Below are 25,716 nucleotides of genomic sequence, written 5' to 3'. Positions count from 1 at the left end.
GCGGAGGACGAGCTCGCTGGTGGCGGCTTTGAGTGCGCTGGCGGTGGTGGCTAGCGGGTGTGGCGTGGCCAGCAGGGCGCAGGACGCGGATTCGGGGGGCGTGGTCCAGCCGGGCACCAACCCGACGAGGGGACCGGCCGGACCGGTTCCCGCGGGGCTGGAGAAGTTCTACCAGCAGCAGCCGGACTGGCAGCGCTGCGGACAGGGCAGTCAGTGCGCGACGATCACCGTGCCACTCGACTACAGCAAGCCCGACGGCGAGACCATCGAGCTGCGCGCGCGTAAGGTCCCGGCCCGCGACCGGACCGGCAAGATCGGCACGCTGTTCGTCAACCCGGGCGGTCCCGGCGCGTCCGGCCAGCAGTACGCCGCGGCCGCCGCGCTCGTGTTCGGGGGCTCACTGCTCCGGAAGTTCGACATCGTCGGCTGGGATCCGCGCGGAGTCGGCGAGTCGACCCCGGTGCGCTGCCTCGACACCGAACAGCTGGACAAGTTCGTCGCAGCCGACGGCAGCCCGGACAACGAGGCCGAGATCACCGCACTGGACAATGAGACGAAGACGTTGGCGAACGGCTGCGAGCAGCGCTCCGGCAAACTCCTGCCACACGTCTCGACCAAGGACGCCGCCCGCGACATCGACGTACTGCGCGGCATCGTCGGCGACTCGGAGCTGTACTACTTCGGCGCGTCCTACGGCACCTACCTGGGCGCGACGTACGCCGAGCTGTTCCCGAAGAACGTCGGCCGGCTGGTCCTCGACGGCGCGGTCGACCCGTCGAAGACGACCCAGGAGAACAACATCGCCCAGGCGAAGGGGTTCGACACGGCGCTGGAGGCGTTCGCCGAGGACTGCGCGCAGCGGTCCTGCCAGCTCGGCGGTACGAAGCAGGAGGTGCTCGCGAAGGTCGACAAGGTGCTCACCGAGACCGACGCGACCCCGCTGCCCGGCAACGGCGACCGCGAGGTGACCCAGGCGATCGCGGTCCTCGGGGTCATCTTCCCGCTGTACGTCAAGGAGTACTGGCCGCGGCTCGAGGAGGCCGTGATCGACGCGCTCAGCGGGAACGGGGCGCGGCTGCTCGCGCTGGCCGACGAATACACCGATCGCATCCCGAGTGGCTACGAGAGCAACTCCAACGAGGTGATCTACGCCGTCAACTGCGTCGATCGGCCGGACATCACCTCGGTCGCACAGGCGAAGGCGGAGGAGCCGAAGTACAAGGCGGCCTCACCCCGGTTCGGGGCGTACCTGCTCTGGGGGTCGCTGGCCTGCGCGAACTGGCCGGCCAAGGCGAAGGACACGCCGCACCCGATCAAGGCGTCCGGAGCCAAGCCGATCGTCGTGATCGGCACGACGCGCGACCCGGCCACGCCGTACGACTGGGCGGTCGGGCTGGCGAACCAGCTGGACAGCGGCATCCTGATCAGCCGCGACGGCGACGGCCACACCGGCTACCACCAGGGCAACGAGTGCGTCGACGACGCCGTCGAGAGCTTCCTCCTCCGGGGCACCACCCCGGAAGACGGCCTGAAGTGCTGACCCTGCGGGGTCAGTTCGGGCGGTTGTCGCCTTCGGGGAGGATCAGGGAGTTCGTGGCGCGGTCGAGTACGGCGCGCAGGCCGGCCTCGTCCTGAGGGCGGCCGCCGACGGTGATCTCGATGACGGAGCGGTCGCCGTCCTCGGCGGGCAGCCAGCGGGAGATCCCCATCCGCGGCCCACGGGTCTTGTCGGTGTAGGTGTAGACCAGGGTGCCGTCATCCCGGCTGACCACCTGGAGGTTCTGCTCGTCGATGCTCTCGGCGCGGGCGTCCACCAGCTCGTCCGGCGACTGCTTGCTGCCGCGCGCGTCGAACCGGAGCTGCCAGACACCGGTGGGGTCGACGAACCGTGGCCGGGTGCCGAGCTGGGTGCTGGTCCAGCCGGTCGGGACGTCCGAGCTGACCGGCGACCGGTCGGAGCCGAAGGTCTGTGGCACGAACTGCAACGCGCCGGCCTGCAGACCACCGGACGCGTTCGACGTCGGCGTGGTGGTCGGGGTCGTCACCACCGTCGCCTGGTCGTCGTCGGAGCTTCTCGCGTCGTTGATCGCCAGCACCGAGCCGAAGACGGCCACACCGACAGTCATTCCCGCCAGTGTCGCCACCAGCGCCTGGTGCCTGGGCGTGAGCATCCGGACCTCCGCTTCCGTTCTCGGCCGCAGTTTCTGATTATCGGCTACGAAAGGGGCGTAAAGCCAAATGCGGCGTACCCTGCCGGTCGTGGAGTTCGAAGACGCGTTGCGCCGCTACGACGCGGGTGAAGCCGAGCGGGCCGATTTCAAACTGCTGGTGAAACATCTGCTGAAACTGTTGGTGGTGAAGGCGCCCGGGCATGCGGTCGAGGTTCGCATCCCGCCGTACGGCGCGGTCCAGTGCATCGAGGGTCCGCGGCACACCAGGGGCACACCGGGTGCGGTGATCGAGATGCCGGCCGAGATGTGGATCGACCTGGCTCTCGGCCGCGTCGAGTGGTCCGCGGCCCGCGCGACCGGCAAGGTCCGGGCCAGCGGGGAGCGCACCGACCTCAGCGCCCTCCTGCCGCTGCTCACCAGGTAGACCGTAGAGTGAAAACAGGGTCGTCGAGGTCGGACGCAGATGTCACCATGTGCCAGTGGCAACAAGTTTCCGCGACCGGCTGGCCAGACTCCGCGTCGATCTGACTCCCTGGCGGGCCTCGCGGGACTTCCGCATCCTGGTGATCTCCGGCACCGTCTTCTACCTGGGCGGCATGGTCGGTTACGTCGCGTTACCGTTCCAGCTCTACCAACTGACCGAGTCGAACTTCGCCGTCGGCGCGATGGGCCTGGTCACGATCGCGCCACTGGTGATCTTCGGCCTGTACGGCGGGGCGCTGGCGGACCATGTGGATCGCCGGAAGATGCTCGTCATCACCGGCGTCGCCCAGATCCTGATCTGCGCCGTCCTGCTCGGCAACACCCGGCTGGCCGATCCGCAGATCTGGATCATCTACGTCAGCGGAGCCCTGAACGCGATCGCGTCCTCGCTGCAGCGACCGAGCCGGGAGGCGTTGTTCCCCCGGGTGGTCCGGCACGAGCAGATGCCGGCCGCGGTGACGATCAGTTCGCTGACCATGCAGATCGGCCAGCTCGCCGGGCCCGCGATGGGCGGCGTACTGGTCGGCACCGTGGGCGTGACCTGGGCGTTCTCGGTCGAGCTGATCGGTCTGGTCGTCGCCACGTTGCTCTACCTGCGGCTCGGGTCGTACAAGACGCGGGAGCACAGTACGCCGCCGAGTCTGCGCGCGATCGGGGAAGGTATCGGCTACGCGTTCCGCCGTCGCGACCTGCTCGGCACGTATGCGGTCGACATGGTCGGCATGTTCCTGGCGATGCCGATCGTGTTGTTCCCCGCGTTCGCGACCGAAGTACTGAAAGAGCCGAAGCTGCTCGGTCTCCTCTACAGCGCGGAGGCGATCGGCGCGATGCTGGCGACCCTCACCAGCGGCTGGGCCAGACGAGTGCACCACCACGGGCGTGCGGTCGTGCTGGCCACGATCACCTGGGGCGCCTCGGTCGGGATCGCCGGGCTGGCGCCGAACATCTGGTTCGCGATCGCGTTCTTCGCCGTCGCCGGTGGTGCGGACATGATCTCGGGGCTGTTCCGCGCGGTGATCTGGAACCAGACCATCCCGGACGAGATGCGCGGCCGGCTGGCCGGGATCGAGATGCTGTCCTACTCGCTCGGCCCGCTCGGCGGTCAGACCCGATCCGGCCTGGTCGCCGACCTCACCAGCGTCCGTACGTCTATCGTCAGCGGCGGCGTCCTCTGCGTCGCCGGCGTGGTCGCCACGGCGATCTGGTTGCGCGACTTCTGGGGGTACGACGCCCGCACGGACGAGCACGCGGTCCGCGAACGCGAACTCCGCACAACCGCAGGCTAGATGCGGTCCCACGAGACCGGTTGAACCGTCGACTAAAGTCGAGTCACCATGCGCATCCGTCCAGTAGTCGCAGCCGTGTCCGTCATGGGTCTGACCTGGCTGTCCGGTTGCGGTGGGTCCGGGAACGAGACCGCGCCCAACGTTCCGCCGCTCCAGTCCGTGCCCACGACGCCCACCGAGACGCCGACTGAGACGCCTTCCGCGACTCCGAGCGGCCCGGCGACGGCCAAGGTTGCGGACACGATCTGCGCGCGGATGGACCAGCCGTTGGTGCAGCGGTCCCTGGCTGCCCCGGTCGTCACGATCCAGGAGAAGCCGGTCCCGGCCGACATCGGCATCCCGACGTACGACATCTGCCAGCTCGCGTTGAGCACCAGCCCGACCGGTCCGGTGCTGAAGGTCGGGACGTCGGTTCTGCCCGCGACTAAGGCGGATCTCGCCGCGGCCCAGAAGGCGTACGCCGCGACCCGTGGGGAGCCGGCCAAGCCGATCGCGGTCGGTCAGGGTGGTTACGGGACCAGCCGGTTCGCGGTGTTCCTGCTGACCGGGCGGCTCTACAAGGTCGAGGGACCGGCTGCGACGCCGGCGAAGTACGTCGCACTCGCGCAGGACGCGGCTCGCCAGGCGCCCGGCGTACCGGAGGCGGCGCCACTGATCACCCGGCCGGACTGCGAGCGTGGGACGTCGGCGGCGGCGAAGGTGATGGGCGCTGAGGCGATGGTCCGGCGGGACGGCGCGACGGCCGCGGGTGACGTGGTCTGCGGCTGGATCACGGCGACGAGCGTGCTCTATTCGACCGCCCGCCGGGTCCCCGACGCCGAACAGGCGATGTCGGCGATCCGCAAAGCACCGACCTCCCAGTCCGTACCGCTCGGCGACGAGGGCTACGTCGACACCGCGACCGGCCGCGGCACCATCCGAGTCGGCACCGACAAGATCGTCGACCTGGTCCCGCTCCCAGCAGGCAAGACAAAACCCGACGACATGGTCGCCTTCGCCCTGGCCATCTCTCCCCTCTACACCCGCTGACCCCCGCGCACTCGTGTTACCCCGACCACGGCGCAGCGTCGTACGGAAGCAGTAGGCTCGTGGTGCCGATGGTTCATCCCGGGCTGGTTCCGGGATGAGGCAACAGGGAACCCGGTGCGAATCCGGGACTGCCCCGCAGCGGTGAGCGGGAACGAAAGCCGTCAGAAGCACTGGACACGACGTCTGGGAAGCGACGGCCGGTAGATCCATCAGCCTAGGTCCATCAGCCTTGGCTGATCCGCCCGCGAGTCCGAAGACCTGCCCTCGGCCCGCGCGCCGCCCGGTGCGCGGGGGATCGGAAGCCTCGCGGGAAGGCTCGCCCGGACTTCGGTCCGTGCTGTCGACAGACCTGTCGTCAGGTCTGCCCGCGCAAGCGTCCGCGCCCACTGGCACGCTCGCGAGGAGAGAGACGTGAACACGACCACCACCGTGCTGGGCTACCCGAGGATCGGGCCCCGGCGGGAACTGAAACAAGCCGTCGAGAAGTACTGGGCCGGCGAGATCGACGCGGACCGGCTGGAAGAGGTCGCCAGTGAGTTGCGGGCCTCGACCTGGACCGACCTTGCTGCCCGCGGCCTCGACACCGTCCCGGCCAACACCTTCTCGTACTACGACCAACTGCTCGACCACGCGCAGCTCTTCGACGCCGTCCCCGAGCGGTATCGCGCCCTCGGACTGTCCGAGCTGGACACGTACTTCGCGATGGCCCGCGGCCGGGACGAGGTCGCGCCGCTCGAGCTGACCAAGTGGTTCGACACGAACTACCACTACCTCGTGCCGGAGCTGGACGGCCGGACCACGTTCCGGCTGGCCGGCGACAAGCCGCTGAAGGACTTCGCAGAGGCGCGTGCTCTAGTGTCCCGTGTCGGAACACCAGGTGTCGCCGCGCGGCCGGTGCTGATCGGGCCGCTGACATTCCTGCTGCTGTCCAAGCCGTCTGCGGAGGCATCGGCTGACTTCGAACCGCTCGCGCTACTCGACCAGCTTCTCGACGTGTATGCCGAGCTGCTGGCGAAGCTCGCGCAGGCCGGGGCCGACTGGGTCCAGCTGGACGAACCGGCGTACGTGCAGGACCGGACTGCCGACGAACTCGCGGCACTCAAACGGGCCTATGAAGAGCTGGCGGCCCTGCCGAATCGCCCGAAAATCCTGGTCGCCTCGTACTTCGGTGATCTCGGCCCGGCCCTTCCGTTGCTCGCAGCAACGGACATCGAGGGCCTCGCGGTCGACCTGGTATCCGCGCCGGACGTGGTCGAGCGGATCGCCGGACGGCCTGAACTGCAGCGGAAAACGGTCGTCGCCGGCCTGATCGACGGGCGCAACGTCTGGCGGACGGCGCTCGGCGACGCGTTGTCCCGCTCGGCCGTACTGCTCGGCTCGGTCGGTCAACTCGTCGTCTCCACGTCCTGCTCGCTGCTGCACGTCCCGTACGACGTGGACGCGGAGACCGGGCTCGAACCACGGGTCCGGGAGCGGCTCTCGTTCGCCCGGCAGAAGGTCGACGAGGTGGTTCTGCTCGGGCGCGCGTTGCGGGACGACAGCGGCGTCGACGTTGATCTCGCGGGCAGAGAGAGCGACGCAATCTGCCGGCCTGACGATTTCGGCCACAACGCCGCAGTACGGGCTCGCGTGGCAGGTTTGCAGCCGGCGGATCGGGAGCGGGCGCCGTACGACGAACGGGCCGCGGCGCAGCAGGACGCGCTCGGGTTGCCGGAGCTCGCGACCACGACGATCGGGTCGTTCCCACAGACCGCCGAGGTACGCCGGGCCCGGGCCGAACTGCGGAAGGGGTCGATAGATCAGGCGGCGTACGACGAACGGATGCGGGCCGAGATCGAACACGTCATCCGGCTCCAGGTGGACCTCGGGCTGGACGTCCTCGTACATGGCGAGCCGGAACGCAACGACATGGTGCAGTACTTCGCCGAACAGCTCGACGGTTTCGCGACTACGCAACTCGGTTGGGTCCAGTCGTACGGCAGCCGGTGCGTGCGACCTCCGATCCTGTACGGCGATGTGGCGCGGCCGGCTCCGATGACGGTCGAGTGGGCGTCGTTCGCGCAGGGGCTGACCAGTCGTCCGGTGAAGGGCATGCTGACCGGGCCGGTGACTATCCTGGCATGGTCGTTCGTCCGGGATGACCAGCCGTTGGCCGAGACGGCCGACCAGGTGGCGTTGGCGTTGCGGGACGAGATCGCCGATCTGGTCGCTGCGGGGTTGCAGGTGATCCAGGTGGACGAGCCGGCGTTGCGGGAATTGTTGCCGCTGCGGGAGGTGGATCGGAAGGCGTACCTGGACTGGTCGGTCGGGTCGTTCCGGCTCGCGACCGCGGGGGCGCCGACGGCGGTGCAGATCCACACGCACCTTTGCTACTCGGAGTTCGGGGCGGTGATCGCGGGGATCGACGGGCTCGACGCGGACGTCACCACGATCGAGGCGGCGCGGTCGCGGATGGAGGTGCTCGCGGATCTGGCGGACAGCGGGTTCCGGCGAGGTGTCGGGCCGGGGGTCTACGACATCCACTCGCCGCGCGTGCCGGAGGTTGCCGAGCTGTCCGGTTTGCTCAGGACCGCACTCGGGTCGGTCCCGGCCGATCGCCTTTGGGTCAACCCGGACTGCGGCCTGAAGACCCGCACCTACGCCGAAGTCGAACCAGCCCTCCGCAACCTGATCACCGCCGCCCACACCCTCCGCCAAAGCTGACATCGACCCGGCGGCCGGCACACGTCCACGCCGGCCGCCGGTCAGCTCTGGAACCGAGGGTGTCGGCCGGCCCATCTCCAACGCCGGCCGCCGGTCAGCTCTGGATTCGAGGTGTCGGCCGGTCAGCTCTGGAACCGAGGGTGTCGGCCGCCGGTCGGCTTCCGGATTCGAGGGCGCCGGGTCGTTGGATCAGTTCTATCGAGGGGCGGCCGGATCGGCTCTCGGATTTGAGGGCGCCGGCCGCCGGACCAGGTTGTAGCCCGGGCCGCGACCGCGCCGGGGCGGGGTGCCTGGCGCGGCGGGCAGAGCCAGACCCCGCCTCTGCGTTACGACGGCGACGACGGGTCCGGGCCGGACGATGCTGGGTTCGTGGGGCCGAGCGGGTGTTGCAGGGACTCGCCAGACGCCACCTCGGTGTTTGACGGGTCGAGGGGTTCGGGGCGGGCGATGCTGGGGTTCGTTGGGCCGGGCGGGTGTTGCAGGGACTCGCCAGACGCCACCTCGGTGTTTGACGGGTCGAGGGGTTCGGGGCGGGCGATGCTGGGGTTCGTCGGGCCGGGCGGGTGTTTCAGGGACTCGCCAGACTCCGCCTGGTCGTTGACGGGTCGAGGGTTCGGGCCTTCGGGCCGGGCGTTGCTGGGGGTTCGTGGGGCCGGCGGGGTCGGCCGGGTGTTTCTGTGCTCACCAGACCCCGTCTCGGCGCCTGACGGGCTCAACGGGTTCCGGCCCGACCATGCTGGGGTTGGCGGGAGTCGATCGGATGCTTCGGCGCTCAGCTGGCGGGGTGCGTCGCGTTCATTCCGTCGCGGCTGCCCCTGCGCCGGGTGCGGCCGGGTGTGGTGCGGCGTTGCTCATCTGGCTGGTCGAGAGGGTGCGCTCGGTTTGGTTGGGTGCTGGTCGTGCGGTGTTGGCAGCGGTGGTGTGGGCGGGGGCGGGTCGTCGGACCAGGGGTCGGGGTAGTCGGCGAGGTCGCGATGCAGCTGGTCGGCGATGGGGTTGCCGAGAGGGCGGGCCGTGTGGCCGAGAGGGTGAGCGGCCCGGCCGCCGGCGGGGTGCGGGCTTCGGGGTGTCGGCGAAGTGCCGTGGTCGACCGACCGATGGGGCAGCTGCTGCTACGGCGGCCGGTTCGGTGGCAGGGGTGACTGGCCATCCCGGTGGGATCGCCGGATCGGCAACGGGGACAGGAGTTGTCTTGGTTTGGGGGTCGGGTGAATTGTCGCCCCAGGGGTCTCGGCGCGCCAGGTCGTCACCTGTGGGGGTTGGGTGTGCGGCGGTGTCGCGGGGTGGCCGGCTCAGTCTGGTGTCGGGTGGATCGCCGCCCCAGGGGTGTGGGGTGGTGCTGGTGTGGGGTGGGGCGGTGCCGGGTCGTCGGGTGGTGGGGGTGGCCCAGCCGGGGCGGGACAGCACCGGGCGGCCGTTGAGCATGGTGATGGTCCAGTGGCCGTGGTGGACGTCGATGTGGTCGGCCTTGCACAGCAGGACCAGGTTGTCGACGCGGGTCGGGCCGCCTTCTGCCCAGTGCACGAGGTGGTGGGCCTCGCACATCGCGGGTGGGGCGCCGCAGACGATGCAGCCCTTGTCGCGGGTGTTCAGGGCGCGGCGCATGGCGCGGTTGACGAAGCGTTCTTCGGTGCCGACATCCAGGGGTTCGGAGTTGGCGCCGAGGACCAGGGGGATGATGCCGGCGTCGCAGGCCAGCCGGCGGATCGCGGCGGCGGACAGGGTGCCGCCGTGGGCGAGGTCGCCGGTGCCGGTGCCGGCGAGCAGGTCGGCCAGGTTGATGGTGACGGTGATGTGGGGTTTGATGCCGCCGTGTCCGGGCGCGGCCGTCCCGGTGCCGGCGGCGACGGTGAGGGCGGTGACGAGGCCGTCGGCGTGGCGTTTGCCGCGGGTGCGGGGATCGGGTTGCCCGTCGGGGGTCTTGTGGGGTTTCGCGCCGGCGAAGATGACGGTCTGCAGCAGTTCGGCGTTGTCGGCGGCGAGGAAGCCGCCGAACTGGATGCCGTCGTCGCGGCGTTTCAGCCACAGGGTTTCCTTGGCCTGGGCGCGTTTCTCGGCCGGTTCGGCGCCGTCGGTGTCGAGCCGGTCGCGGACCTGCTTGCCCATCCTGCGCAGTTCGCCCGGTGGGAGTAGTTGCGCGGCTCGCACCATCTGTTCCTCGGCGACCCGCAGGTTTTCGACCGGCACGTTCGCCGCGGCCGGGACCCGTTCGAGGGCGTCGATGATCGCCTCGGCCTGGCCCGGATGCAGCACCAGCGGGCCAGGCTCCGCACCGCCTTCGGCGCCGCCGTCCGGGGCGGCGGCCGCGGCACCCACGTCACCGTCGGCGCCCGTGCCCGTGCCCGCGTCCGTGCCCGTGCCCGCGTCCGAGCCCGCGTCCGAGCCCGTGCCCGCGTCCGTGCCGCCGCCCGGGTCCGCGTCGGTGCCCGTGGATGCGCCGGCGTCCGTTCCCAAGCCCGAGTCCGAGTCCGCGCCCCTGCCCGCGTCGTCGTCGGCGTTCGCGTTGGTGGTGGGGTCGGTGTGGAGGGCGGTGTTCACGGCCTCGTACTTCGTGAGGGCTTTGGCGGTTTTGAGGTCGTGGCGGACGGTGGTGGGGTCGAGGCGGTGGCGGATGGCGATGAGTTGGACGGTGTTGCGGGCGCCGATTTCGGTGGCGTGGCCGTTGGCGTCGAGGGCGGCGAGGAGTTCGAGGCGGTAGGTGTTCATCCGGTTGAGGTCGGCCTGGAGTGTGTCGAGGGCGGCCAGCATGTCGCTGCCGCTCATCGACCACACGGGCCGTTGCTCCAACCGTTCCATGGCTAGAACCCTAGACGATGCCGCCGACAATTTCTGGGCCCGGAAACCCCTTGTGGATAAGGGGTTTGGGGATCGGACAGGTTCGGCCAAGTTGTCCACAGTCGTCCCCAGGTTGTGCACAGCCTGGTAGTTGGTACGCCGACTTCGTGTAGGCGGACGACCTCAAATCAACATGCTGCTCACCACGTACAGCCGATGTCCGGGCGGTCCGCGGAGGTGAGGATCAGTTCTCGGATTCGAGGGGCGCGAGGTAGCCGACCAGGGCGCGCTTGAGTTCGTCGATCCAGCGTTCGCGGTCCGCCGCTGGCACCGACACGATGGTGCCGAGAAGGGCGGCGAAGATCTGGGTCGCGACGGCCGCGGTCGTCTCTAGTCTTTCGGCGGGGAGATCGGGGAGCCGGATCGCGATCACCTCGGCGATGCGGCCGACGACCGCGGCCTGCAGTGCGCGGGTCGGCGCGGTCAGGTGCTCAGGCAGATCAGGTCCGGCGAAGAGAGCCTTGAAACCAGGATTCGCGAGGTTGACCTCGACCATCGGCCGGATCATCCGTTCGACCATCTCCGGCAACGGCAGCTTCGCGGCCGACGGATCGAACGCGCGCCCATGAGCCTCCTGGAGAGCAACCCGATACCGCTCGGACAACGCCGCCGCCAACGCCTCCTTGTTGGCGAAGAACTGATACAGCGTCCCCGGCGAAACCCCAGCCCGCTTGGCGATCGCGTTCGTCGTCGCCTTCGCATACCCCACCTCGGCAAACTCCACCGCCGCAGCGTCAGTCAACTCCTCCATCCGCTTCTCCCCACGAGCCTGCCGCCGCCGCCCTGCCCGCTCCGCAGCCCGCACCTCCAGCCCGCGCTCCCCGCCCCGCTCCTCCTCCGCGGCTCGCCCTCCGCCTCGCCCCGCAGCGTGCGCTTCCGAAGGCTGCCCCGCGCTCCGCCTTACCTCCGCCTCCGCCTTCGCGGGCGTCTGCGGCTTCTCGGACATGCGCAGTTCTCCTCAGGGCAAGGGGCGTTGACAAATGCGAGCAAATGCTCGTATTTTCTTTTGCGAGTCATAGCTCGTGTTTCGCCATCCTAACGCCCGGAGGGCTTCACCATGCATCCGCTCGACAGCGCACCGCCGGGCCGCCCGCCCGCGTCGCTCGCCTACGCCCGCTTCCTCGTCCGCCGGCGTCGACTGGTCGCGGCCGTCTCTGTCGCGCTCACCCTGATCACACTCGCCGTCGCCGCAGGCGCTCTCGGCGTGCTCTCCCTCTCCCGGATCGCCGCCCCCGGATCCGAATCCGACCAGGCTCGCGCGATCCTCGCCGACCAGTTCCGCACCGGCCCGCCCAACCTCGTCTTCCTGGTGGACGCAGGCGACCGCACCGTCGACGACCCCGCCACCCGCACTGCCGCCGAGCAACTCGGTCAAGAAATCGCAGCTCAACCAGGCGTCGCCGAGGTCGGCTCGTACTGGTCTCGCGGCAACAGCCCCGCCCTCCGCAGTGAGGATGGACGCCAAGCTCTGATCCTGATCCGAGTACCGGGCGAGGTGAACGAGGCCCGCGCCCGGGTCGGCGAGCTCGCGACGCAGTACGCCGGACAACGCGGCCCGCTGAACGTCCGATCCGGCGGCCAGGATGAGGTGTTCCGCGAGATCGGAGCCCAAGCACGGCAGGACTTTCTCCGCGCGGAGGCCATCGTGATCCCGCTCGTCCTGCTGCTCCTGATCCTCATCTACCGTCGGGTGGCGCTCGCCCTGATCACCCTTGGCGTCGGCGTATTCGCGACCGCGGGCTCACTCGCCGGACTCCGCGTGATCGCGTCGTTCACCGAGGTCTCGACGTTCGCCGCGAACCTCGCGCTGGTGATGGGTCTCGCGCTCGGGGTCGACTACTGCCTGTTCGTCATCTCCCGCTATCGCGAAGAACTTGCTGCCGGCAACGATGTGGCCGAGTCCGTCGTGACCGCAGTACGAACAGCGGGCCGGACCGTCTTCTTCAGCGGCCTGACCGTCGCGTGTTCCCTGCTTGCCTTACTCCTGTTCCCGCTGTCCTTCCTGCGATCGTTCGGCTACGCGGGCGTCCTCGTGGTTGGTTCCGCCCTGATCGGGTCTCTCGTCATGCTTCCGGCCGCGCTGGCGATCCTCGGACGACGGGCCGCACGCCCGACCGTGGAGCGCGAAGTCGAGAGCGGTTGGTGGTTCCGCATCGCCAGACTCGTGATGCGGCGGCCGCTGGTGACCGGCGGTGCCGTGCTCGCTGTAGTACTGCTCCTCGCCGCGCCCGCGATCGGACTCCGCTTCGGCCTCCCCGACGCCCGGATCCTCCCGGCCGACGCGTCCAGCCGGATCACCGCCGACGAGATCCGCTCGAACTTCGGCCAGGAGGAGTCCGACGCGATCTACCTCGTCGCCCGCCAGGCGAACGACCTCAACCGGCTCCCGCAGTACGCCGAACAGCTGTCCCGGGTCGACGGGGTCGCGCAGGTCGACTCGGCAGCCGGGGTCTTCGTCGACGGCAACCGGGTCATCCCGCCGACGGGCGACCGGACCGCCCCGCCGACCACCGACCGGAGCATCCCGCCGACCACCGACCGCTTCACCCGGGACGGCGGTACCTATCTGATGGCGACGCCGACGCAGGACGTGCTCGAAGGGGATGTCGGCTTGGTGGATCGCCTGCGCGCGGTCGGTTCGCCGTACGACGTGATGATCGGCGGGAGTCCGGCGGAGATGCTGGACTGGCGGGACGCGTTGACCGAGCGGATCCCGTTGGTGCTGGGGTTGATCCTGGTGCTGAGCTTCGCCGTTCTGCAGCTCGCGACCGGAAGTGTGCTGCTGCCGTTGAAGGCGACGGTGCTGAACCTGCTCAGCCTCGGGGTGATGTTCGGCGTGATGGTCTGGGTGTTCCAGGACGGGAATCTGGCCGGCGTGCTTGGATTCACGCCGACCGGGGTGCTCGAGGCGAGTATGCCGTTGCTGATGTTCTGCATCGTGTACGGACTGTCGATGGACTACGAGGTGTTCATCGTGTCGCGGATCCGGGAGGAGTACCTGCGGACCGGCGACAACTCGCTCGCGGTGGCGACCGGGCTGCAGCGGACGGCGCCATTGGTCAGTACTGCGGCCGCCGTGCTGGCGTTGTCGTTCGCGGTGTACGCGACCGGTGGGGTGGTGTACCTGAAGATGATCGGTGTCGGGATGGCCGTGGCGGTGCTGGTCGACGCGACCGTGATCCGCGGTGTGCTGTTGCCCGCAGCAATGAAGTTGGCCGGCAGGGCGAACTGGTGGATGCCGGCCGTCAGATTCGGCGTACCAGCTCGCCGAGAATCGCGACAGCCTCAGTGATCTCGGTCGGGGTGCGGGCGGCGTAACCGAGCACGAGTCCGGGCGGACCTGGGCGTTGGCTGTGCCAGCTGAGGGGTTGGGTCTTGATGCCGCGCTCAAGGGTCGCCGCGGCGAGGGCGACGTCGTCGAGACTGTCGAAGGTGATGGTCAGGTGCAGGCCGGCGGCGGCGCCGTGCACGGTGGCGGTGGGGAGGTGGTTGCTGATGGCATCGATCATCGCGTCCCGCCGCTGCCGGTGGCGCCGGCGGACGAACCGGAGCTGTTTCTCCAGCTCGCCGGACTCCATCAGCTGGGCGAGGACGAGCTGGGGGAGCGCCGCGTTGCCGAGATCCGCAAGCCGTTTGGCGTCGACCAGAGCATCCTGGTACTGCGCGGGCGGCAGCATCCAGCCGATCCGCAAGGCGGGTGCGAGGAGTTTGGAGATGCTGCCGGTGTAGATCACGTGATCGGACAGCATCGCCCGAAGCGCCGGCACCGGCGGCCGGTCGTACCGGTGTTCGGCGTCGTAGTCGTCCTCCACGATCAACCCACCGTCCGCGGCCCACTGCATGAGCTCTCGCCGCCGTTCCCCTTCCAGTACGACGCCCGTCGGGAACTGGTGAGCCGGCGTCACCATCACCGCGCGAGCCGTACTCCGGCGGAGTTCGTCGACTCGGAGGCCTTCGGTGTCGACCGGGATCGGGGGAGTGCGTAGACCCCAGTTCTGTAGGTGCTGGCGGGAACCGAGTGAGCCCGGGTCCTCGACGGCCATCGTGGTGATGCCGTCGCGTTGCAGGACCTGGGCGATCAGGCCGATCGCCTGGGCGACACCGGAGACGATGATGAGGTCGTCGGGGTTCGCCTGGACACCACGGTTGCGGGCCAGCCAGTTGCTCACGGCAACCCGCAGGGCCGGCGTACCGGCTGGGTCGCCGTAGCCGAAGCTCGCTGCGGACAGGTCGGTGAGCACGGACCGCTCAGCCTTTAGCCAGGCCGCCCGCGGGAAGGCGGCAAGATCCGGCACTCCCGGCGTCAGGTCGATCCGCGCCGGCACGGCCCGCATCACATCGAAGATGTCGAGCCCGGGTTCGTCGACCACAACTGCGCGCTCGCGCCGAGTGGGTGCAGGTGGGGTGGAGCTGGAGGTTAAGGCGGGGCTGTTCGAAGTGACGCGGTTGGTGGTGCCCCCGTTGGTGGGCATCGTGCTGATAGGGGTGGCGACTACTTCGGTGCCGGAGCGGCCTCGGCCGGCTATGTGGCCGTCTTCGGTGAGGCGTTGGTAGGCCTCGGTGACGACACCTCGGGACACCTGGAGTTCGGCGGCGAGGACGCGGCTGGCGGGGAGCCTGCTGCCGAGCGGGAGCCGCCCGTCGGAGATCGCGGCCCGCAACCGGCCCGCCAGCCAGTCGGACAGCCCGCCAGCCGGCGCGTCCTCCACCGAGAGTTGGAGGAAGTCGGCGCCCGCGGTAATGGACCTGCCAAAATCGCCCGGATTGGACCTGTTCACTGGACCATTGTGCCGCCACCGTGGAGCTATGGGAACTGACTACGTCCACGGGTACACCCCGGCCGAGACCCGGCGCCTGAGCGACCAGGCGCGAACTCTGGCCGACCTCCTGCACGGCGGCACGCAGTACGAGCCGGGCAGCAAGGTGCTCGAGGCCGGTTGCGGCGTCGGCGCTCAGACCGTGCAACTGGTGACGCGCAGCCCAGGCATCGAACTGACCGCGGTCGACATCGCCGAGGATTCGCTTGCGGCGGCCAAGGCCCGGGTCGCGGCCGAAGCACCGGACGCGAGGGTCGAGTGGCACCACGGCGATCTGTTGAATCTGCCCTGGCCGGACGGCTCGTTCGACCACCTGTTCATCTGCTTCGTGCTGGAACACCTGCCCGATCCGGTCCAGGTACTACGGACGCTGTGCCGCCTGGTCCGTCCGGGCGGTTCGATCACGGTGATCGAGGGGGATCACGGGTCCGCGTTCTTCCACCCGAGGAGCGAGGCCGCGCAGGCGGTGATCGAGTGCCTCAACGTGCTCCAGGCCGAGGCGGGCGGGGACGCGCTCATCGGCCGACGTCTGCAACCGTTGCTCACCGAGGCAGGGATCCGCGAGGTCACCGCCCGGCCGTGCACGGTGTACGCCGACGAGACCCTGCCGCACCTGGTCGACGGGTTCACCCGGAAGACGTTCATCGCGATGGTCGAGTCGGTACGGGGGAAGTCCCTCGCGACCGGGATGAGAACGCAGGCCGAGTGGGAACAGGGCATCCGCGACCTCGAGCGCGCCGCCGAACCGGGCGGAACCTTCCACTACGCGTTCTTCAAAGCAGTGGGTTTCCGATGATCACCCTGCTCGTCATCATCGCGCTGGTGATCGTCGGTCTCGAGCTCAATCGTCGCCGCCAGTGCTGGCCGCGCGACCCTGGGCCGGGAAGTACCGACGTACCGGATCGGGATCTGCAAAGGTTGGTCGTCGATCTGCGCGCGATGGCTGACCAGAGATGCGCCAACTGGTAAACAGGCAGCATGTCCCCCACCGAGCAGCTGGAGATCGAGACCAAGTACGAAGTCGACGAGAAGGCTGTCCTGCCGGAGCTGCACGAGTTGCCCGGTGTGGCTCAGGTCGAGCAACCGGTCGAGCAGGAGCTCCAGGCCGTGTACTTCGACACGGCCGGGTTCGACCTAGCGATGAACAAGGTCACCCTGCGCCGCCGTACTGGTGGGGACGACGACGGCTGGCACGTCAAACTGCCGGTGTCGAAGGGCGAGCGGATGGAGATCCGGCACCCGCTCGGCCGCTCGGTCCGCAAGGTGCCGATCCAGGTGGTCCGGCTGGTCCGTGTCCATGTCCGTGACAACGAGCTTGCCCCGGTGGTCACGCTGAACACGCGCCGGCTCGTGTACCGGCTGCTCGACGACGAGGGCGAGGTCCTGGCCGAGGTCTGCGACGACAACGTGACCGCGACGCTCGAGGCCGACGACGACCCCGAGACCTGGCGCGAGTGGGAGGTCGAGCTCGTCAACGGCTCCGCTGAGCTGCTCGAAGCCGTCGAGCCCGTACTGCGTGCCGCGGGTGCGGAGCCTGCGTCGGGTCCGAGCAAGCTGGCTCGCGCACTCGGCGACCGGGTCCCTTCGCGCGAGGAATGGACGCTGCCGAAGAAGCCGACGACGGCAGATCTGTTCCGCGAGTACGCCTCAGCGCAGGTCCAGGCGATTCGCGAACGCGACCCGGAGGTTCGCAAGGATCTGCCCGACTCGGTGCACAAGATGCGGGTGGCGACTCGGCGGCTCCGGTCCGCGCTGGCGACGTACCGGCCGGTGGTGGATCGTGAGGCGGGCGACCGGATTCGGGACGAGCTGAAGTGGTTCGCGGGCGAGCTCGGCGGTGCGCGCGATGCCGAGGTGATGCGCGAGCACTTCCAGGTCGCGGTGTCCGAGCAGCCGGCCGAACTGGTGATGGGCCGCGTCGGCGGGATGATCGATGACCACCTGCGCGGCGTCTACAAGCAGGCCCGGACCGAGGCGCTCGCCGCGTTGGAGGGTGAGCGCTACTTCCGCCTCCTCGACACCCTCGACGAACTCATCACCTCACCTCCGCTGGTCGACGCGGACACCAAGGCGAAGAAGCAGATCCACGACCTGCTGACCCACGACTGGAAGCGGATGCGGAAGGCCGTACGCCGAGCGAAGTCGGCCGAGACCACCGCCGAGGAGGACCACGAACTCCACGAGGTCCGCAAGGCCGCCAAACGCCTCCGCTACGCTGCCGAATCCGCCGAGCCGGTCCTGGGTCAAGAGGCCGCCGACCTGACCGCGGAAGCCGAAGAGGTCCAAGAGGTCCTCGGAGCCCACCAGGACAGCGTCGTCGCACGGGACCTCCTCCGCCAACTGGCCGTCCAGGTCAACCTCGACGGCGGCAACACCTTCACCTACGGCCGCCTCCACGCCGCCGAAGAACACCGAGCCGCCGCCTCCCGCGAATCCTTCTACACCCTCTGGCCCACCCTCACCGCCCCCTGACCCCCCACAACCCCACCACCCCCGGCGCCAACCGACCTCGGCTGGTTCATGGGGGTGTTTGGCGTACGGATCGACAGGTAGTGGTGGGTGGTTGGGGGGTTCGGGCGGTGGGTTTCAGGCGTGGAGGGGTGCCGTCATGGGCACTACTACCTGTCGATCCGTACGCCGGGGACGAATTCGATTGTCCTGGGAATACCCCTAGGGGGTATGGTGTTGGTGGTGCTTCACTGGACGACCGAGTGATGGGGATGGTCATGGCGGAATCAGGCGCTGGGCAGGCGGCTCATGGTGGACATGCAGCGCACGATCAGCGCGCGCACGGAGCGGACGTGGTACTGGAGGAACGAGCGGGGCACGGGGAGCACGCCGGGCACGGCGACCCCCGCGGCGGACACGGGGAGCACGATGAGCATGGGGCTCACGGAGGGCATGCGGGGCATGACAAGCATGCGGGGCATGATCCGGAGATGTTCCGGCGGAAGTTCTGGCTGAGCTTCCTGCTGACGTTGCCGATCGTGGTGACGTCGGAGATGGTGATGGACTGGTTCGGCTACTCGCTGGACTTCCCGGGGATGAGTTTGGTCGGGCCGGTGCTCGGGACCATCGTGTTCGGGTATGGCGGCTGGCCGTTCCTGGTCGGCGGGGTGCGCGAGGCCCGAGACCGGGCGCCGGGGATGATGCTGCTCATCTCGATGGCGATCACGGTCGCGTACGTCGCTTCGATGGCGACCACGATCGGCGTGTTCGACCTCGACTTCTGGTGGGAGTTGGCCGCGCTGGTCAGCATCATGCTGCTCGGCCACTGGCAGGAGATGAAGGCGATCGGGCAGGCGCAGGGCGCGTTGGCCGCGCTCGCGGCGTTGTTGCCGGATGAGGCTGAGCGAGTGGTCGGCGATGAGGTCGAGCCTGTGGCTGTGGGCGATCTGCGGGTTGGTGATGTCGTCCTGGTGCGTTCTGGGGCGCGGGTACCGGCCGATGGCGCGATCGTCGATGGAGCCGCCGAGCTGGATGAGTCGATGATCACGGGTGAGTCGCGGCCGGTCTCTCGTAGTACAGGCGATCGGGTGGTCGCGGGGACGGTGGCGACGGACTCGGCGATTCGGGTGCGGGTGGATGCTGTTGGCGACGACACCGCGTTGGCCGGCATTCAGCGGTTGGTGTCCGAGGCGCAGGCGTCGAGCGGGCGGGCGCAGGTGCTTGCGGATCGGTTTGCGGCGCTGCTGTTCTATATCGCGACTGCCGCGGCGCTGGTGACGTTCGTGACTTGGTGGGCCGTCGGCAATTTGAGCGAGTCGGTGGTCCGGACCGTCACCGTCCTGGTGATCGCCTGCCCGCATGCTCTCGGTCTCGCCATCCCATTGGTGATCGCGCTGTCCACGGCGGTCGCGGCGAAGGCGGGGATCCTGGTCAAGGACAGGCTGGCCCTCGAACGCATGCGGACCGTCGACGCCGTCCTGTTCGACAAGACCGGGACGCTGACCAAGGGCGAACACGTCGTGACCGGGGTCGCTGGTGACGAGCAGCTGGTACTACGGATCGCCGGTGCTGTGGAGTCGGACAGTGAGCACCCGTTGGCCAGGGCGATCGTCCGTGCAGCCGACGAACGGGGTGATCGCGCGAAGGCGACTGACTTCCGTTCGCTCACGGGTCGCGGGGTGCAGGCGGTTGTCGACGGAGTCACGTACGCCGTCGGTGGGCCCGCATTGCTGAGGGAGCTGAATGCGGAGGTCACCGGGGAGTTCGCCGAGCACGCGGACGAGTGGTCGAACCGTGGTGCGGCTGTTCTTTACCTGCTGGAGCTCCAAGGGGACAAGGCGATCGTGAAGGGAGCGATCGCATTGGAGGACGAGGTTCGGCCGGAGGCGCGGGAGGCGGTTCAGCAGTTGCGCGAGATCGGGGTCGGGAAGCTGGTGATGATCACCGGGGACGCGGAGCCTGTAGCGCGGGCGGTGGCGGCGGATCTTGGGTTCCGGGACGGGGTGGACGAGGTGTTCGCCGAGGTTCTGCCTGCCGACAAGGACAAGGCGGTGAGTGAGTTGCAGGCCCGTGGGCTGACCGTGGCGATGGTGGGTGACGGGGTCAACGATGCGCCGGCGCTAGCCCGTGCGGATGTGGGGATCGCGATCGGTGCGGGGACGGATGTGGCGATCGAGTCGGCGGGAGTCGTACTCGCCTCGTCGGATCCGCGTGGGGTGACCGGGGTGATCCGGTTGTCGAGGGCGTCGTACCGGAAGATGATCCAGAACCTGTCCTGGGCCGCCGGGTACAACGTGATCGCGATCCCGCTGGCCGCCGGTGCGCTCGCCTGGGCCGGAATCACCCTCAGCCCGGCGATCGGGGCGGTACTGATGTCCGCCTCGACGATCGTCGTCGCCCTGAACGCCCAACTCCTCCGCCGCCTCCACCTCACCCCCAACCGCTGAGCTCAGCACCCGCCACCCGGCGAAATCTCAGAGGCTAACCTCGTCGCTGAATGGTTGCCCCACCGAATTCCGAGCGGGCAACCAATCACCTCGGAGGTTAGCCTCTGAGATTCGCCAGGGATTCGGCGGCTGGGCTCGGCCTGGTGGCGGGGTCAGCTGATCCAGGGTGGGGTGCCTCGGTCGGTGGATTCGCCGGGGACTGTGACGGTCGCGGCGCCGTAGCCGGCTACGACGGCGGTGAAGTCCTGGTCGGCGGTGATTCTGCGAGTCACGCCGGCGGGGAACACCGCGGTCGAACCAGCCGTGAGCTCCAGCTTCTCGTCGCCGAGTTCGACGGATGCGGTCCCGCTCAGCGCCGTCCAGATCTGCTCGCTGTCGAACACGTGCAGCGGCCCTTGAGCGCCCTCCTTCATCTCCACCTTCCACAGGCTCAGCTCGGCGCTGCCCTGGGTCGGCGAGGCGTACGTCGTCATCACCGCGTTGGGCGTCTCGGTCACTCGATACATAGGCGGATCTCCTCACGATCAATCGTCAACCTGGTTGTCGAAGATAGTACACCAGGTTGTCGATCTGTCCACTAGAATGGCGCACACCATGGACCGGTTCGGATTCGAGCTCCCGCTGCTGCTGGCCGGTGCGTTCCGTCAGTTGATCGACGAGTTGCACCGCCGGCTGGCCGAGCAGGGGCACCCCGACCTGCGCCCGGCGTACGGGTTCGCGTTGCAGGCGATCGGTCCGGACGGGGCGACGATGTCCGAGATCGGCCGCCGGCTGGGGGTTTCGAAGCAGGCGGCGACCAAGACGGTGGGCAAGCTCGCCGAGCTCGGGTACGTCGACCGCGCGCCAGACTCGGCCGACGCTCGCGCCGTCCACGTCACCATCACGCCCCGCGGCCGGGATTCGTTGCGCCGGTCCGCCGAGATCTTCGAGAGTCTGCGCCGGGAGTGGGTTCGTGAGCTCGGCGCCGACCGGGTCCGCGCCCTCGAGGACGATCTCGCCACCATGACCGACCTCGCCGGCGGCGTACCGCTGCACGACCTCCCCGGCTGGTTGCGCTAGGCAAACGTACCGATCGACAGGAGGTGTGCCTCGCGGAGGGCGATGAGGACGACCGCCCAGGCGGGGGAGCGGCTCCTCAGCACGACTACCTCCCGTCGATCTGTACCGGCAAAGCGGGACGGGCCCGGCTCGGGAACCGGGCCCGTCTGGAGGGCGGTTGGTGCTGCCAGGCAGGTTCGCGGTGGTTAGCAGGACCTGCCTGACAGGGTCTGAGTGGGTGGGGGATGCCGCCAGACACCCCCCACCCAACTAGTGCTTGACCGCCTTCTCCGCGCCGGCGCCGGTCAGGGAGCGGACCTCCATCTCGGCGAACTTGTCGACGTCGGTGCCCTCCTTGCTGGTGACGGTGCCGAGCCAGCCGAGGAAGAAGGCCAGCGGGATCGAGACGATGCCCGGGTTGTCCAGCGGGAACCAGTGGAAGTCGATCGACGGGTCGGTGATCATCGACAGGCTGGCGCCGGTCTTGGCGTCGACCTTGCCGGAGACGACCGGCGAGAACGCGATCAGGATGATCGCGGAGCCGAGGCCGCCGTAGATGCTCCAGAGTGCGCCGCGGGTGTTGAAGCGCCGCCAGAACAGCGAGTACAGGATGGTCGGCAGGTTCGCGCTGGCCGCGACCGCGAACGCGAGCGCCACCAGGAAGGCGATGTTCTGGCCGTTGGCGAAGATGCCGCCGACGATCGCGACCACGCCGATCACCAGCACGGTGATGCGGGCCACCCGGACCTCGCCGTCCGCGTTCACCTCGCCCTTCTTGATCACCGAGGCGTAAATGTCGTGCGCGAACGACGTGCTCGCGGTGATGGTCAGACCGGCCACGACCGCCAGGATGGTGGCGAATGCGACCGCGGAGATCAGGCCGAGCAGGAGTTCGCCGCCCAGTTCGTAGGCGAGCAGCGGGGCCGCCGAGTTCGCCTTGCCCGGTGCGGCCCGGATCACGTCGGGGCCGACCAGCGCGGCGGCGCCGTACCCGAGTACCAGGGTGAACAGGTAGAAGATCCCGATGATCCAGATCGCCCAGCTGACACTGCGCCGGGCCTCCTTCGAGTTCGGCACCGTGTAGAAGCGCATCAACACGTGCGGCAGACCGGCGGTACCGAGTACCAGGGCCAGACCGAGTGAGATGAAGTCGAGCTTGCTGATCCCCGTCGCGCCGTACTGCAGGCCGGGACTGAGCAGCCGCTCGCCGGCCGCCGGGCTCCGGTCGACGGCAGCGCCGAGCAGCCCGGACAGGTTGAAGGTGTACTTGGCCAGCACCCAGAGCGTCATCAGGCCGGCCCCGATCACCAGCAGGACGGCCTTGATGATCTGCACCCAGGTGGTGCCCTTCATCCCGCCGACCAGCACGTAGGTGATCATGATCAGGCCGACCACCGCGATCACGATGCTCTGCCCGGTGCGGCCGTCGACGCCCAGCAGCAGCGCCACCAGGCCGCCGGCGCCGGCCATCTGGGCGAGCAGGTAGAAGAAGCAGACGCCGAGCGTCGAGATCGCCGCGGCCATCCGGACCGGCCGCTGCTTCAACCGGAAGGACAGTACGTCGGCCATCGTGAACCGGCCGGTGTTGCGGAGCAGTTCGGCGACCAGCAACAGGGCGACCAGCCAGGCCACCAGGAAGCCGATCGAGTAGAGGAAGCCGTCGTACCCGTTCAGCGCGATCGCGCCGGCGATACCGAGGAACGACGCGGCGGACAGGTAGTCACCGGCGATCGCGATGCCGTTCTGCGGACCGGTGAACGAGCGGCCACCGGCGTAGAAGTCGGCCGCGGTCCGGTTGTTGCGCGAGGCCTTGATCACGATCGCCAGGGTGGCCACCACGAACAGCGCGAAGATCGCGATGTTGACCGTCGGGTTGCCGACCGTTGCCAGCGGCACCATCAGCGGAGCGGTCACTGGTCCTCACCTTCGATCAGCTTGCGCATCTTCTCCGCTTCCGGGTCGATCTCCTTGTCGGCCCACCGGACGTAGATCATGGTGATCGCGAAGGTGGAGACGAACTGCCCCAGGCCGAACAGCAGCCCGACGGTGATGTTGCCGGCCACCCGCTGTGACATGAAGTCCTGGGCGTAGTCGGCGAGCAGGACGTAGAGGAAGTACCAGGCCAGGAACAGGCCGGTCATCGGGAACACGAAGCGCCGGAACCGGCGACGTAGTTCGGAGAAGTCCGGTGACAGCTGGACATCTCGGTACGTCGTCAGTTCCGGATCGCCCGCGCGGCGCGTATCGCTCATCGCGGGACCTCCAGACATGGTCGGGCCGGGCGGAGTCCGGCGCGCTTGTGGTGCTGGTCGTACTGTGGTCCAGCTCACCGCGCCCCGACAGCACTCACACGCGTCGAGCGCTCAGCGGCCCGCACCCTTCGACCGGCGGGCCAAACCCTTGCGACGAGCGGTAGGAACCGCACGACGAGCGGTTTGAATCAGGGCCGGGCGAAACCGCGATCGACGTCGACCGCTTCGGGGGTGTGTAGGCGGACCATGCTGCGGGCGGTGCCGGCCGGGATCTTGTCCGGGGTCAGTTTCGACACCACGATCACCGTGACGAACGCGAGCGGCATCGTCCACGCCGCGGGCTGGCCGACCAGCGCCCCGGCCCAACCGCCTTGGGGTGGTCCGACGACGTTCACCACCACCGCCGTGATCGCCGCGACACCACCGACGATCAGACCGGCCGCGGCACCCACCGTCGACATCCGCCGCCACCAGATCCCCAACACCAGCAGGGGACAGAACGTCGACGCGGCCACCGCGAAGGCCAATCCCACCGTGTCCGCGAGGCTCAGCGAACCGGTCAGATTCCACGCCAGATAAGGCACCGCGATCGCCAGCAACGCCGCGATCCGGAAGCTGTTCACGGCCAGGTAGTCCCCGCTGGTCAACTTGTGCAACCGCGGCCGTAGCAGGTCCTGGTCGATCACGCCCGCGATCGCGACCGTCAACCCGGACGAGGTCGACAGGAACGCCGCGAACGCCCCGGCCGCGACCAACGCGCCCAGCAAATCCCCTGCTGTACCAGGGAAAACGCGACTGGGCAGCTCGAGCACCACCGTGTCCGCGGCCCCGGTGACCAACTCGGGTGCGAACGACCGCCCGAGTACGGCGTACAGGGGTGGGAAGAGGTAGAACGTGCCGAGCAGCGCCAGTACGACGACCGTGGTACGCCGGGCCGCGCGGCCGTCCGGGTTCGTATAGAAGCGGACCAGTACGTGCGGGAGACCCATCGTCCCGAAACAAAGGGCCAAGAGCAACGAATACGTCGCGTACAACGGATGGTCCCGGCCGCCCTCACGGGAAAGTGGCTGAGCCCATTCGGAACCGGCGCCCTGCAGGGATTCCAGTACGCCGACCGGGTGCTCCATCGACCGCCAGGCGATCAGGATCACGAAGATCGGCGCGGCGAGAGCGGTCAGCTTCAGCCAGTACTGGAACGCCTGGACGAAGGTGATCGACCGCATCCCGCCGGCGGCGACGTTGATCACCACGATGATCGCGACCAGGGCAGCGCCGAGGGCTGGGGGAGCACCCGTGACCGTCTGGACGGTGAGACCGGCGCCGCGGAGTTGGGGGAGCAGGTAGAGGGTGCCGATCCCGGCGACCAGGCCGGAGCAGATCCGGCGTACCACGGCGGACTCGAACCGGGTCTCGGCGAAGTCCGGCAGGGTGTAGGCGCCGGAGCGGCGGAGTGGTGCGGCGATCAGGACCAGCAGCATCAGATAACCGACGGTGTAACCGACCGAGAACCACAACATGTCGGCACCGTTGACCAGGACCAGCCCGGCGACACCGAGGAACGACGCTGCCGACAGGTACTCGCCGCTGATCGCGGACGCGTTCCAGCGCGGGCTGACCACCCGGCTGGCGACGTAGAAATCGCTGGTGGTGCGGGAGATCCGCAGCCCGAACAGGCCGATCCCGATGGTGGCCGCGATCACCAGGCCGATCGCGGTCAGGCTCATCGCCGGTGACATCTACTGCCGTCCCACGAACTCGGTGAACTCGGTCTCGATCCGTTCCGCGTGCCGGACGTAGATGCGGGCGGCGACGTACACCACCGGGTAGATCACGACGCCGAGCAGCAGCCACGGCAGCGGCAGACCGAACACGGGCAGGGTCCGGGTCGCCGGGACGAGGAAGAACAGCAGCGGCAGTCCGCCGATGCCGACGACGGTGCCGCCGATCACGACCAGGGCGAGCCGGAGCTGGGACTGGATCAGCGAGCTCATGTACACCTCGCCGACGCGGGTCTGCTCGTCGATCTCCCGGGTCCCGGTCGGACTGGCGATCCGCCGCGCCGCACTGGTCCGCGGACTCGTCACCCGCACCCGGCGCGGGGGCTCGGCCGAGACGCGCCGGGGGTTCTCGTCCGGGACCCGACGCGGGTTCTCGTCAGCGACCAGGTCCTCGGGTGGGACGCGGTCGGGGGCGTCCGGGGTGGTCAT

At 68.9% G+C, this 25,716-nt stretch carries 21 protein-coding genes and 1 riboswitch; of the genes, 11 read left to right on the top strand and 10 right to left on the bottom strand.

The window, feature by feature from the left end; all coding sequences use genetic code 11:
- Positions 1-19 precede the first annotated feature (19 nt).
- The gene (locus tag EV643_RS11460; protein ID WP_238165512.1) at positions 20-1,540 is read left to right on the top strand and encodes an alpha/beta hydrolase; all 1,521 of its coding nucleotides are present in this window, start codon (positions 20-22) and stop codon (positions 1,538-1,540) included.
- A 10-nt stretch (positions 1,541-1,550) separates the two neighbouring features.
- Here EV643_RS11460 and EV643_RS11455 read toward each other — a convergent pair whose 3' ends face one another.
- On the bottom strand, positions 1,551-2,126 hold the full coding sequence (locus EV643_RS11455) for a hypothetical protein (RefSeq protein WP_238165511.1): 576 nt from the start codon (positions 2,124-2,126) through the stop codon (positions 1,551-1,553).
- Between the two features lie 133 nt (positions 2,127-2,259).
- On the opposite strand from EV643_RS11455, the gene EV643_RS11450 reads away from it, so the two are divergent.
- From EV643_RS11450 to metE, 4 genes are all read left to right on the top strand, one after another.
- Entirely contained in the window at positions 2,260-2,595 is a 336-nt protein-coding gene (locus EV643_RS11450; RefSeq protein WP_238165510.1) for a sterol carrier family protein, read from the top strand.
- Between the two features lie 55 nt (positions 2,596-2,650).
- Positions 2,651-3,940, top strand: coding sequence for an MFS transporter (locus EV643_RS11445; protein WP_133799979.1), 1,290 nt, complete (start codon positions 2,651-2,653; stop codon positions 3,938-3,940).
- 48 nt (positions 3,941-3,988) lie between these two features.
- On the top strand, positions 3,989-4,969 hold the full coding sequence (locus tag EV643_RS11440; RefSeq protein ID WP_133799978.1) for a hypothetical protein: 981 nt from the start codon (positions 3,989-3,991) through the stop codon (positions 4,967-4,969).
- Between the two features lie 52 nt (positions 4,970-5,021).
- Positions 5,022-5,249: riboswitch (cobalamin riboswitch) on the top strand.
- A gap of 131 nt (positions 5,250-5,380) precedes the next feature.
- Positions 5,381-7,672: a 5-methyltetrahydropteroyltriglutamate--homocysteine S-methyltransferase gene (gene metE, locus EV643_RS11435; RefSeq protein WP_133799977.1), complete on the top strand. Its 2,292-nt coding sequence runs from the start codon at positions 5,381-5,383 to the stop codon at positions 7,670-7,672.
- 795 nt (positions 7,673-8,467) lie between these two features.
- On the opposite strand, the gene EV643_RS11430 is transcribed toward metE, so the two are convergent.
- The gene (locus EV643_RS11430; protein WP_238165509.1) at positions 8,468-10,468 is read right to left on the bottom strand and encodes an HNH endonuclease signature motif containing protein; all 2,001 of its coding nucleotides are present in this window, start codon (positions 10,466-10,468) and stop codon (positions 8,468-8,470) included.
- Between the two features lie 223 nt (positions 10,469-10,691).
- Entirely contained in the window at positions 10,692-11,453 is a 762-nt protein-coding gene (locus EV643_RS11420) for a TetR/AcrR family transcriptional regulator (RefSeq protein WP_238165508.1), read from the bottom strand.
- A 111-nt stretch (positions 11,454-11,564) separates the two neighbouring features.
- Between EV643_RS11420 and EV643_RS11415 the strand changes: the two genes are divergently transcribed.
- Positions 11,565-13,799 carry an MMPL family transporter gene (locus EV643_RS11415; RefSeq protein WP_133799976.1) on the top strand — a complete coding sequence of 745 codons (2,235 nt, stop codon included), beginning with the start codon at positions 11,565-11,567 and terminating at the stop codon, positions 13,797-13,799.
- On the opposite strand, the gene pdxR is transcribed toward EV643_RS11415, so the two are convergent.
- On the bottom strand, positions 13,753-15,285 hold the full coding sequence (gene pdxR / locus EV643_RS11410; RefSeq protein ID WP_202869512.1) for a MocR-like pyridoxine biosynthesis transcription factor PdxR: 1,533 nt from the start codon (positions 15,283-15,285) through the stop codon (positions 13,753-13,755). The genes EV643_RS11415 and pdxR overlap by 47 nt on opposite strands.
- A 28-nt stretch (positions 15,286-15,313) precedes the next feature.
- On the opposite strand from pdxR, the gene EV643_RS11405 reads away from it, so the two are divergent.
- From EV643_RS11405 to EV643_RS11400, 3 genes are read left to right on the top strand one after another with little or no spacing between them, the layout of a single operon-like run.
- Positions 15,314-16,120: a methyltransferase domain-containing protein gene (locus tag EV643_RS11405; RefSeq protein ID WP_133799975.1), complete on the top strand. Its 807-nt coding sequence runs from the start codon at positions 15,314-15,316 to the stop codon at positions 16,118-16,120.
- Positions 16,117-16,293 carry a hypothetical protein gene (locus EV643_RS44110; RefSeq protein WP_166665408.1) on the top strand — a complete coding sequence of 59 codons (177 nt, stop codon included), beginning with the start codon at positions 16,117-16,119 and terminating at the stop codon, positions 16,291-16,293. The genes EV643_RS11405 and EV643_RS44110 overlap by 4 nt, the downstream gene beginning before the upstream one ends.
- A gap of 9 nt (positions 16,294-16,302) precedes the next feature.
- Positions 16,303-17,796, top strand: coding sequence for a CYTH and CHAD domain-containing protein (locus EV643_RS11400; RefSeq protein WP_133799974.1), 1,494 nt, complete (start codon positions 16,303-16,305; stop codon positions 17,794-17,796).
- Positions 17,797-18,059: 263 nt separating this feature from the next.
- Here the strand turns inward: EV643_RS11400 and EV643_RS45525 are convergent, their stop codons facing one another.
- Positions 18,060-18,227, bottom strand: a complete 168-nt coding sequence (locus EV643_RS45525; protein ID WP_238165507.1) for a hypothetical protein — start codon at positions 18,225-18,227, stop codon at positions 18,060-18,062.
- A gap of 36 nt (positions 18,228-18,263) precedes the next feature.
- Here EV643_RS45525 and EV643_RS11395 point away from each other — a divergent pair, with 36 nt between their 5' ends.
- Positions 18,264-20,219: a copper-translocating P-type ATPase gene (locus EV643_RS11395; protein WP_238165506.1), complete on the top strand. Its 1,956-nt coding sequence runs from the start codon at positions 18,264-18,266 to the stop codon at positions 20,217-20,219.
- Positions 20,220-20,371: 152 nt separating this feature from the next.
- Here EV643_RS11395 and EV643_RS11390 read toward each other — a convergent pair whose 3' ends face one another.
- Positions 20,372-20,725 (bottom strand): cupin domain-containing protein, encoded by a 354-nt coding sequence (locus tag EV643_RS11390; protein ID WP_133799972.1) that lies wholly within the window; start codon positions 20,723-20,725, stop codon positions 20,372-20,374.
- A gap of 88 nt (positions 20,726-20,813) precedes the next feature.
- On the opposite strand from EV643_RS11390, the gene EV643_RS11385 reads away from it, so the two are divergent.
- Positions 20,814-21,278 carry a MarR family winged helix-turn-helix transcriptional regulator gene (locus EV643_RS11385; RefSeq protein WP_133799971.1) on the top strand — a complete coding sequence of 155 codons (465 nt, stop codon included), beginning with the start codon at positions 20,814-20,816 and terminating at the stop codon, positions 21,276-21,278.
- 249 nt (positions 21,279-21,527) lie between these two features.
- On the opposite strand, the gene EV643_RS11380 is transcribed toward EV643_RS11385, so the two are convergent.
- From EV643_RS11380 to EV643_RS11365, 4 genes are all read right to left on the bottom strand, one after another.
- Complete coding sequence (locus EV643_RS11380; protein WP_133800062.1) at positions 21,528-23,156, bottom strand: monocarboxylic acid transporter; 1,629 nt, start codon at positions 23,154-23,156, stop codon at positions 21,528-21,530.
- Positions 23,157-23,167: 11 nt separating this feature from the next.
- Positions 23,168-23,509: a DUF485 domain-containing protein gene (locus tag EV643_RS11375; RefSeq protein WP_133799970.1), complete on the bottom strand. Its 342-nt coding sequence runs from the start codon at positions 23,507-23,509 to the stop codon at positions 23,168-23,170.
- A gap of 188 nt (positions 23,510-23,697) precedes the next feature.
- Positions 23,698-25,245 carry a sodium/solute symporter gene (locus EV643_RS11370; protein WP_133799969.1) on the bottom strand — a complete coding sequence of 516 codons (1,548 nt, stop codon included), beginning with the start codon at positions 25,243-25,245 and terminating at the stop codon, positions 23,698-23,700.
- The gene (locus EV643_RS11365; RefSeq protein WP_238165504.1) at positions 25,246-25,716 is read right to left on the bottom strand and encodes a hypothetical protein; all 471 of its coding nucleotides are present in this window, start codon (positions 25,714-25,716) and stop codon (positions 25,246-25,248) included. It lies immediately after the preceding gene.

Origin of the sequence: Kribbella caucasensis (assembly GCF_004361855.1) — a bacterium.
Classification (GTDB): domain Bacteria; phylum Actinomycetota; class Actinomycetes; order Propionibacteriales; family Kribbellaceae; genus Kribbella; species Kribbella caucasensis.
The sequence above is the reverse complement of the archived record's forward strand: the minus strand, read 5'-3'. Positions and strand labels throughout refer to the sequence as shown.

Bases quoted from the DNA above. Each gene is read 5' to 3' on its own strand.
- EV643_RS11455 (WP_238165511.1), bottom strand. From the start codon at position 2,126: ATGACTGTCGGTGTGGCCGTCTTCGGCTCGGTGCTGGCGATCAACGAC.
- EV643_RS11440 (WP_133799978.1), top strand. From the start codon at position 3,989: ATGCGCATCCGTCCAGTAGTCGCAGCCGTGTCCGTCATGGGTCTGACC.
- EV643_RS11430 (WP_238165509.1), bottom strand. From the start codon at position 10,468: ATGGAACGGTTGGAGCAACGGCCCGTGTGGTCGATGAGCGGCAGCGAC.
- EV643_RS11420 (WP_238165508.1), bottom strand. From the start codon at position 11,453: ATGTCCGAGAAGCCGCAGACGCCCGCGAAGGCGGAGGCGGAGGTAAGG.
- EV643_RS11415 (WP_133799976.1), top strand. From the start codon at position 11,565: ATGCATCCGCTCGACAGCGCACCGCCGGGCCGCCCGCCCGCGTCGCTC.
- EV643_RS11405 (WP_133799975.1), top strand. From the start codon at position 15,314: ATGGGAACTGACTACGTCCACGGGTACACCCCGGCCGAGACCCGGCGC.
- EV643_RS44110 (WP_166665408.1), top strand. From the start codon at position 16,117: ATGATCACCCTGCTCGTCATCATCGCGCTGGTGATCGTCGGTCTCGAG.
- EV643_RS11400 (WP_133799974.1), top strand. From the start codon at position 16,303: ATGTCCCCCACCGAGCAGCTGGAGATCGAGACCAAGTACGAAGTCGAC.
- EV643_RS45525 (WP_238165507.1), bottom strand. From the start codon at position 18,227: ATGCCCTCCGTGAGCCCCATGCTCATCGTGCTCCCCGTGTCCGCCGCG.
- EV643_RS11395 (WP_238165506.1), top strand. From the start codon at position 18,264: ATGTTCCGGCGGAAGTTCTGGCTGAGCTTCCTGCTGACGTTGCCGATC.
- EV643_RS11390 (WP_133799972.1), bottom strand. From the start codon at position 20,725: ATGTATCGAGTGACCGAGACGCCCAACGCGGTGATGACGACGTACGCC.
- EV643_RS11385 (WP_133799971.1), top strand. From the start codon at position 20,814: ATGGACCGGTTCGGATTCGAGCTCCCGCTGCTGCTGGCCGGTGCGTTC.
- EV643_RS11380 (WP_133800062.1), bottom strand. From the start codon at position 23,156: ATGGTGCCGCTGGCAACGGTCGGCAACCCGACGGTCAACATCGCGATC.
- EV643_RS11375 (WP_133799970.1), bottom strand. From the start codon at position 23,509: ATGAGCGATACGCGCCGCGCGGGCGATCCGGAACTGACGACGTACCGA.
- EV643_RS11370 (WP_133799969.1), bottom strand. From the start codon at position 25,245: ATGTCACCGGCGATGAGCCTGACCGCGATCGGCCTGGTGATCGCGGCC.
- EV643_RS11365 (WP_238165504.1), bottom strand. From the start codon at position 25,716: ATGACCACCCCGGACGCCCCCGACCGCGTCCCACCCGAGGACCTGGTC.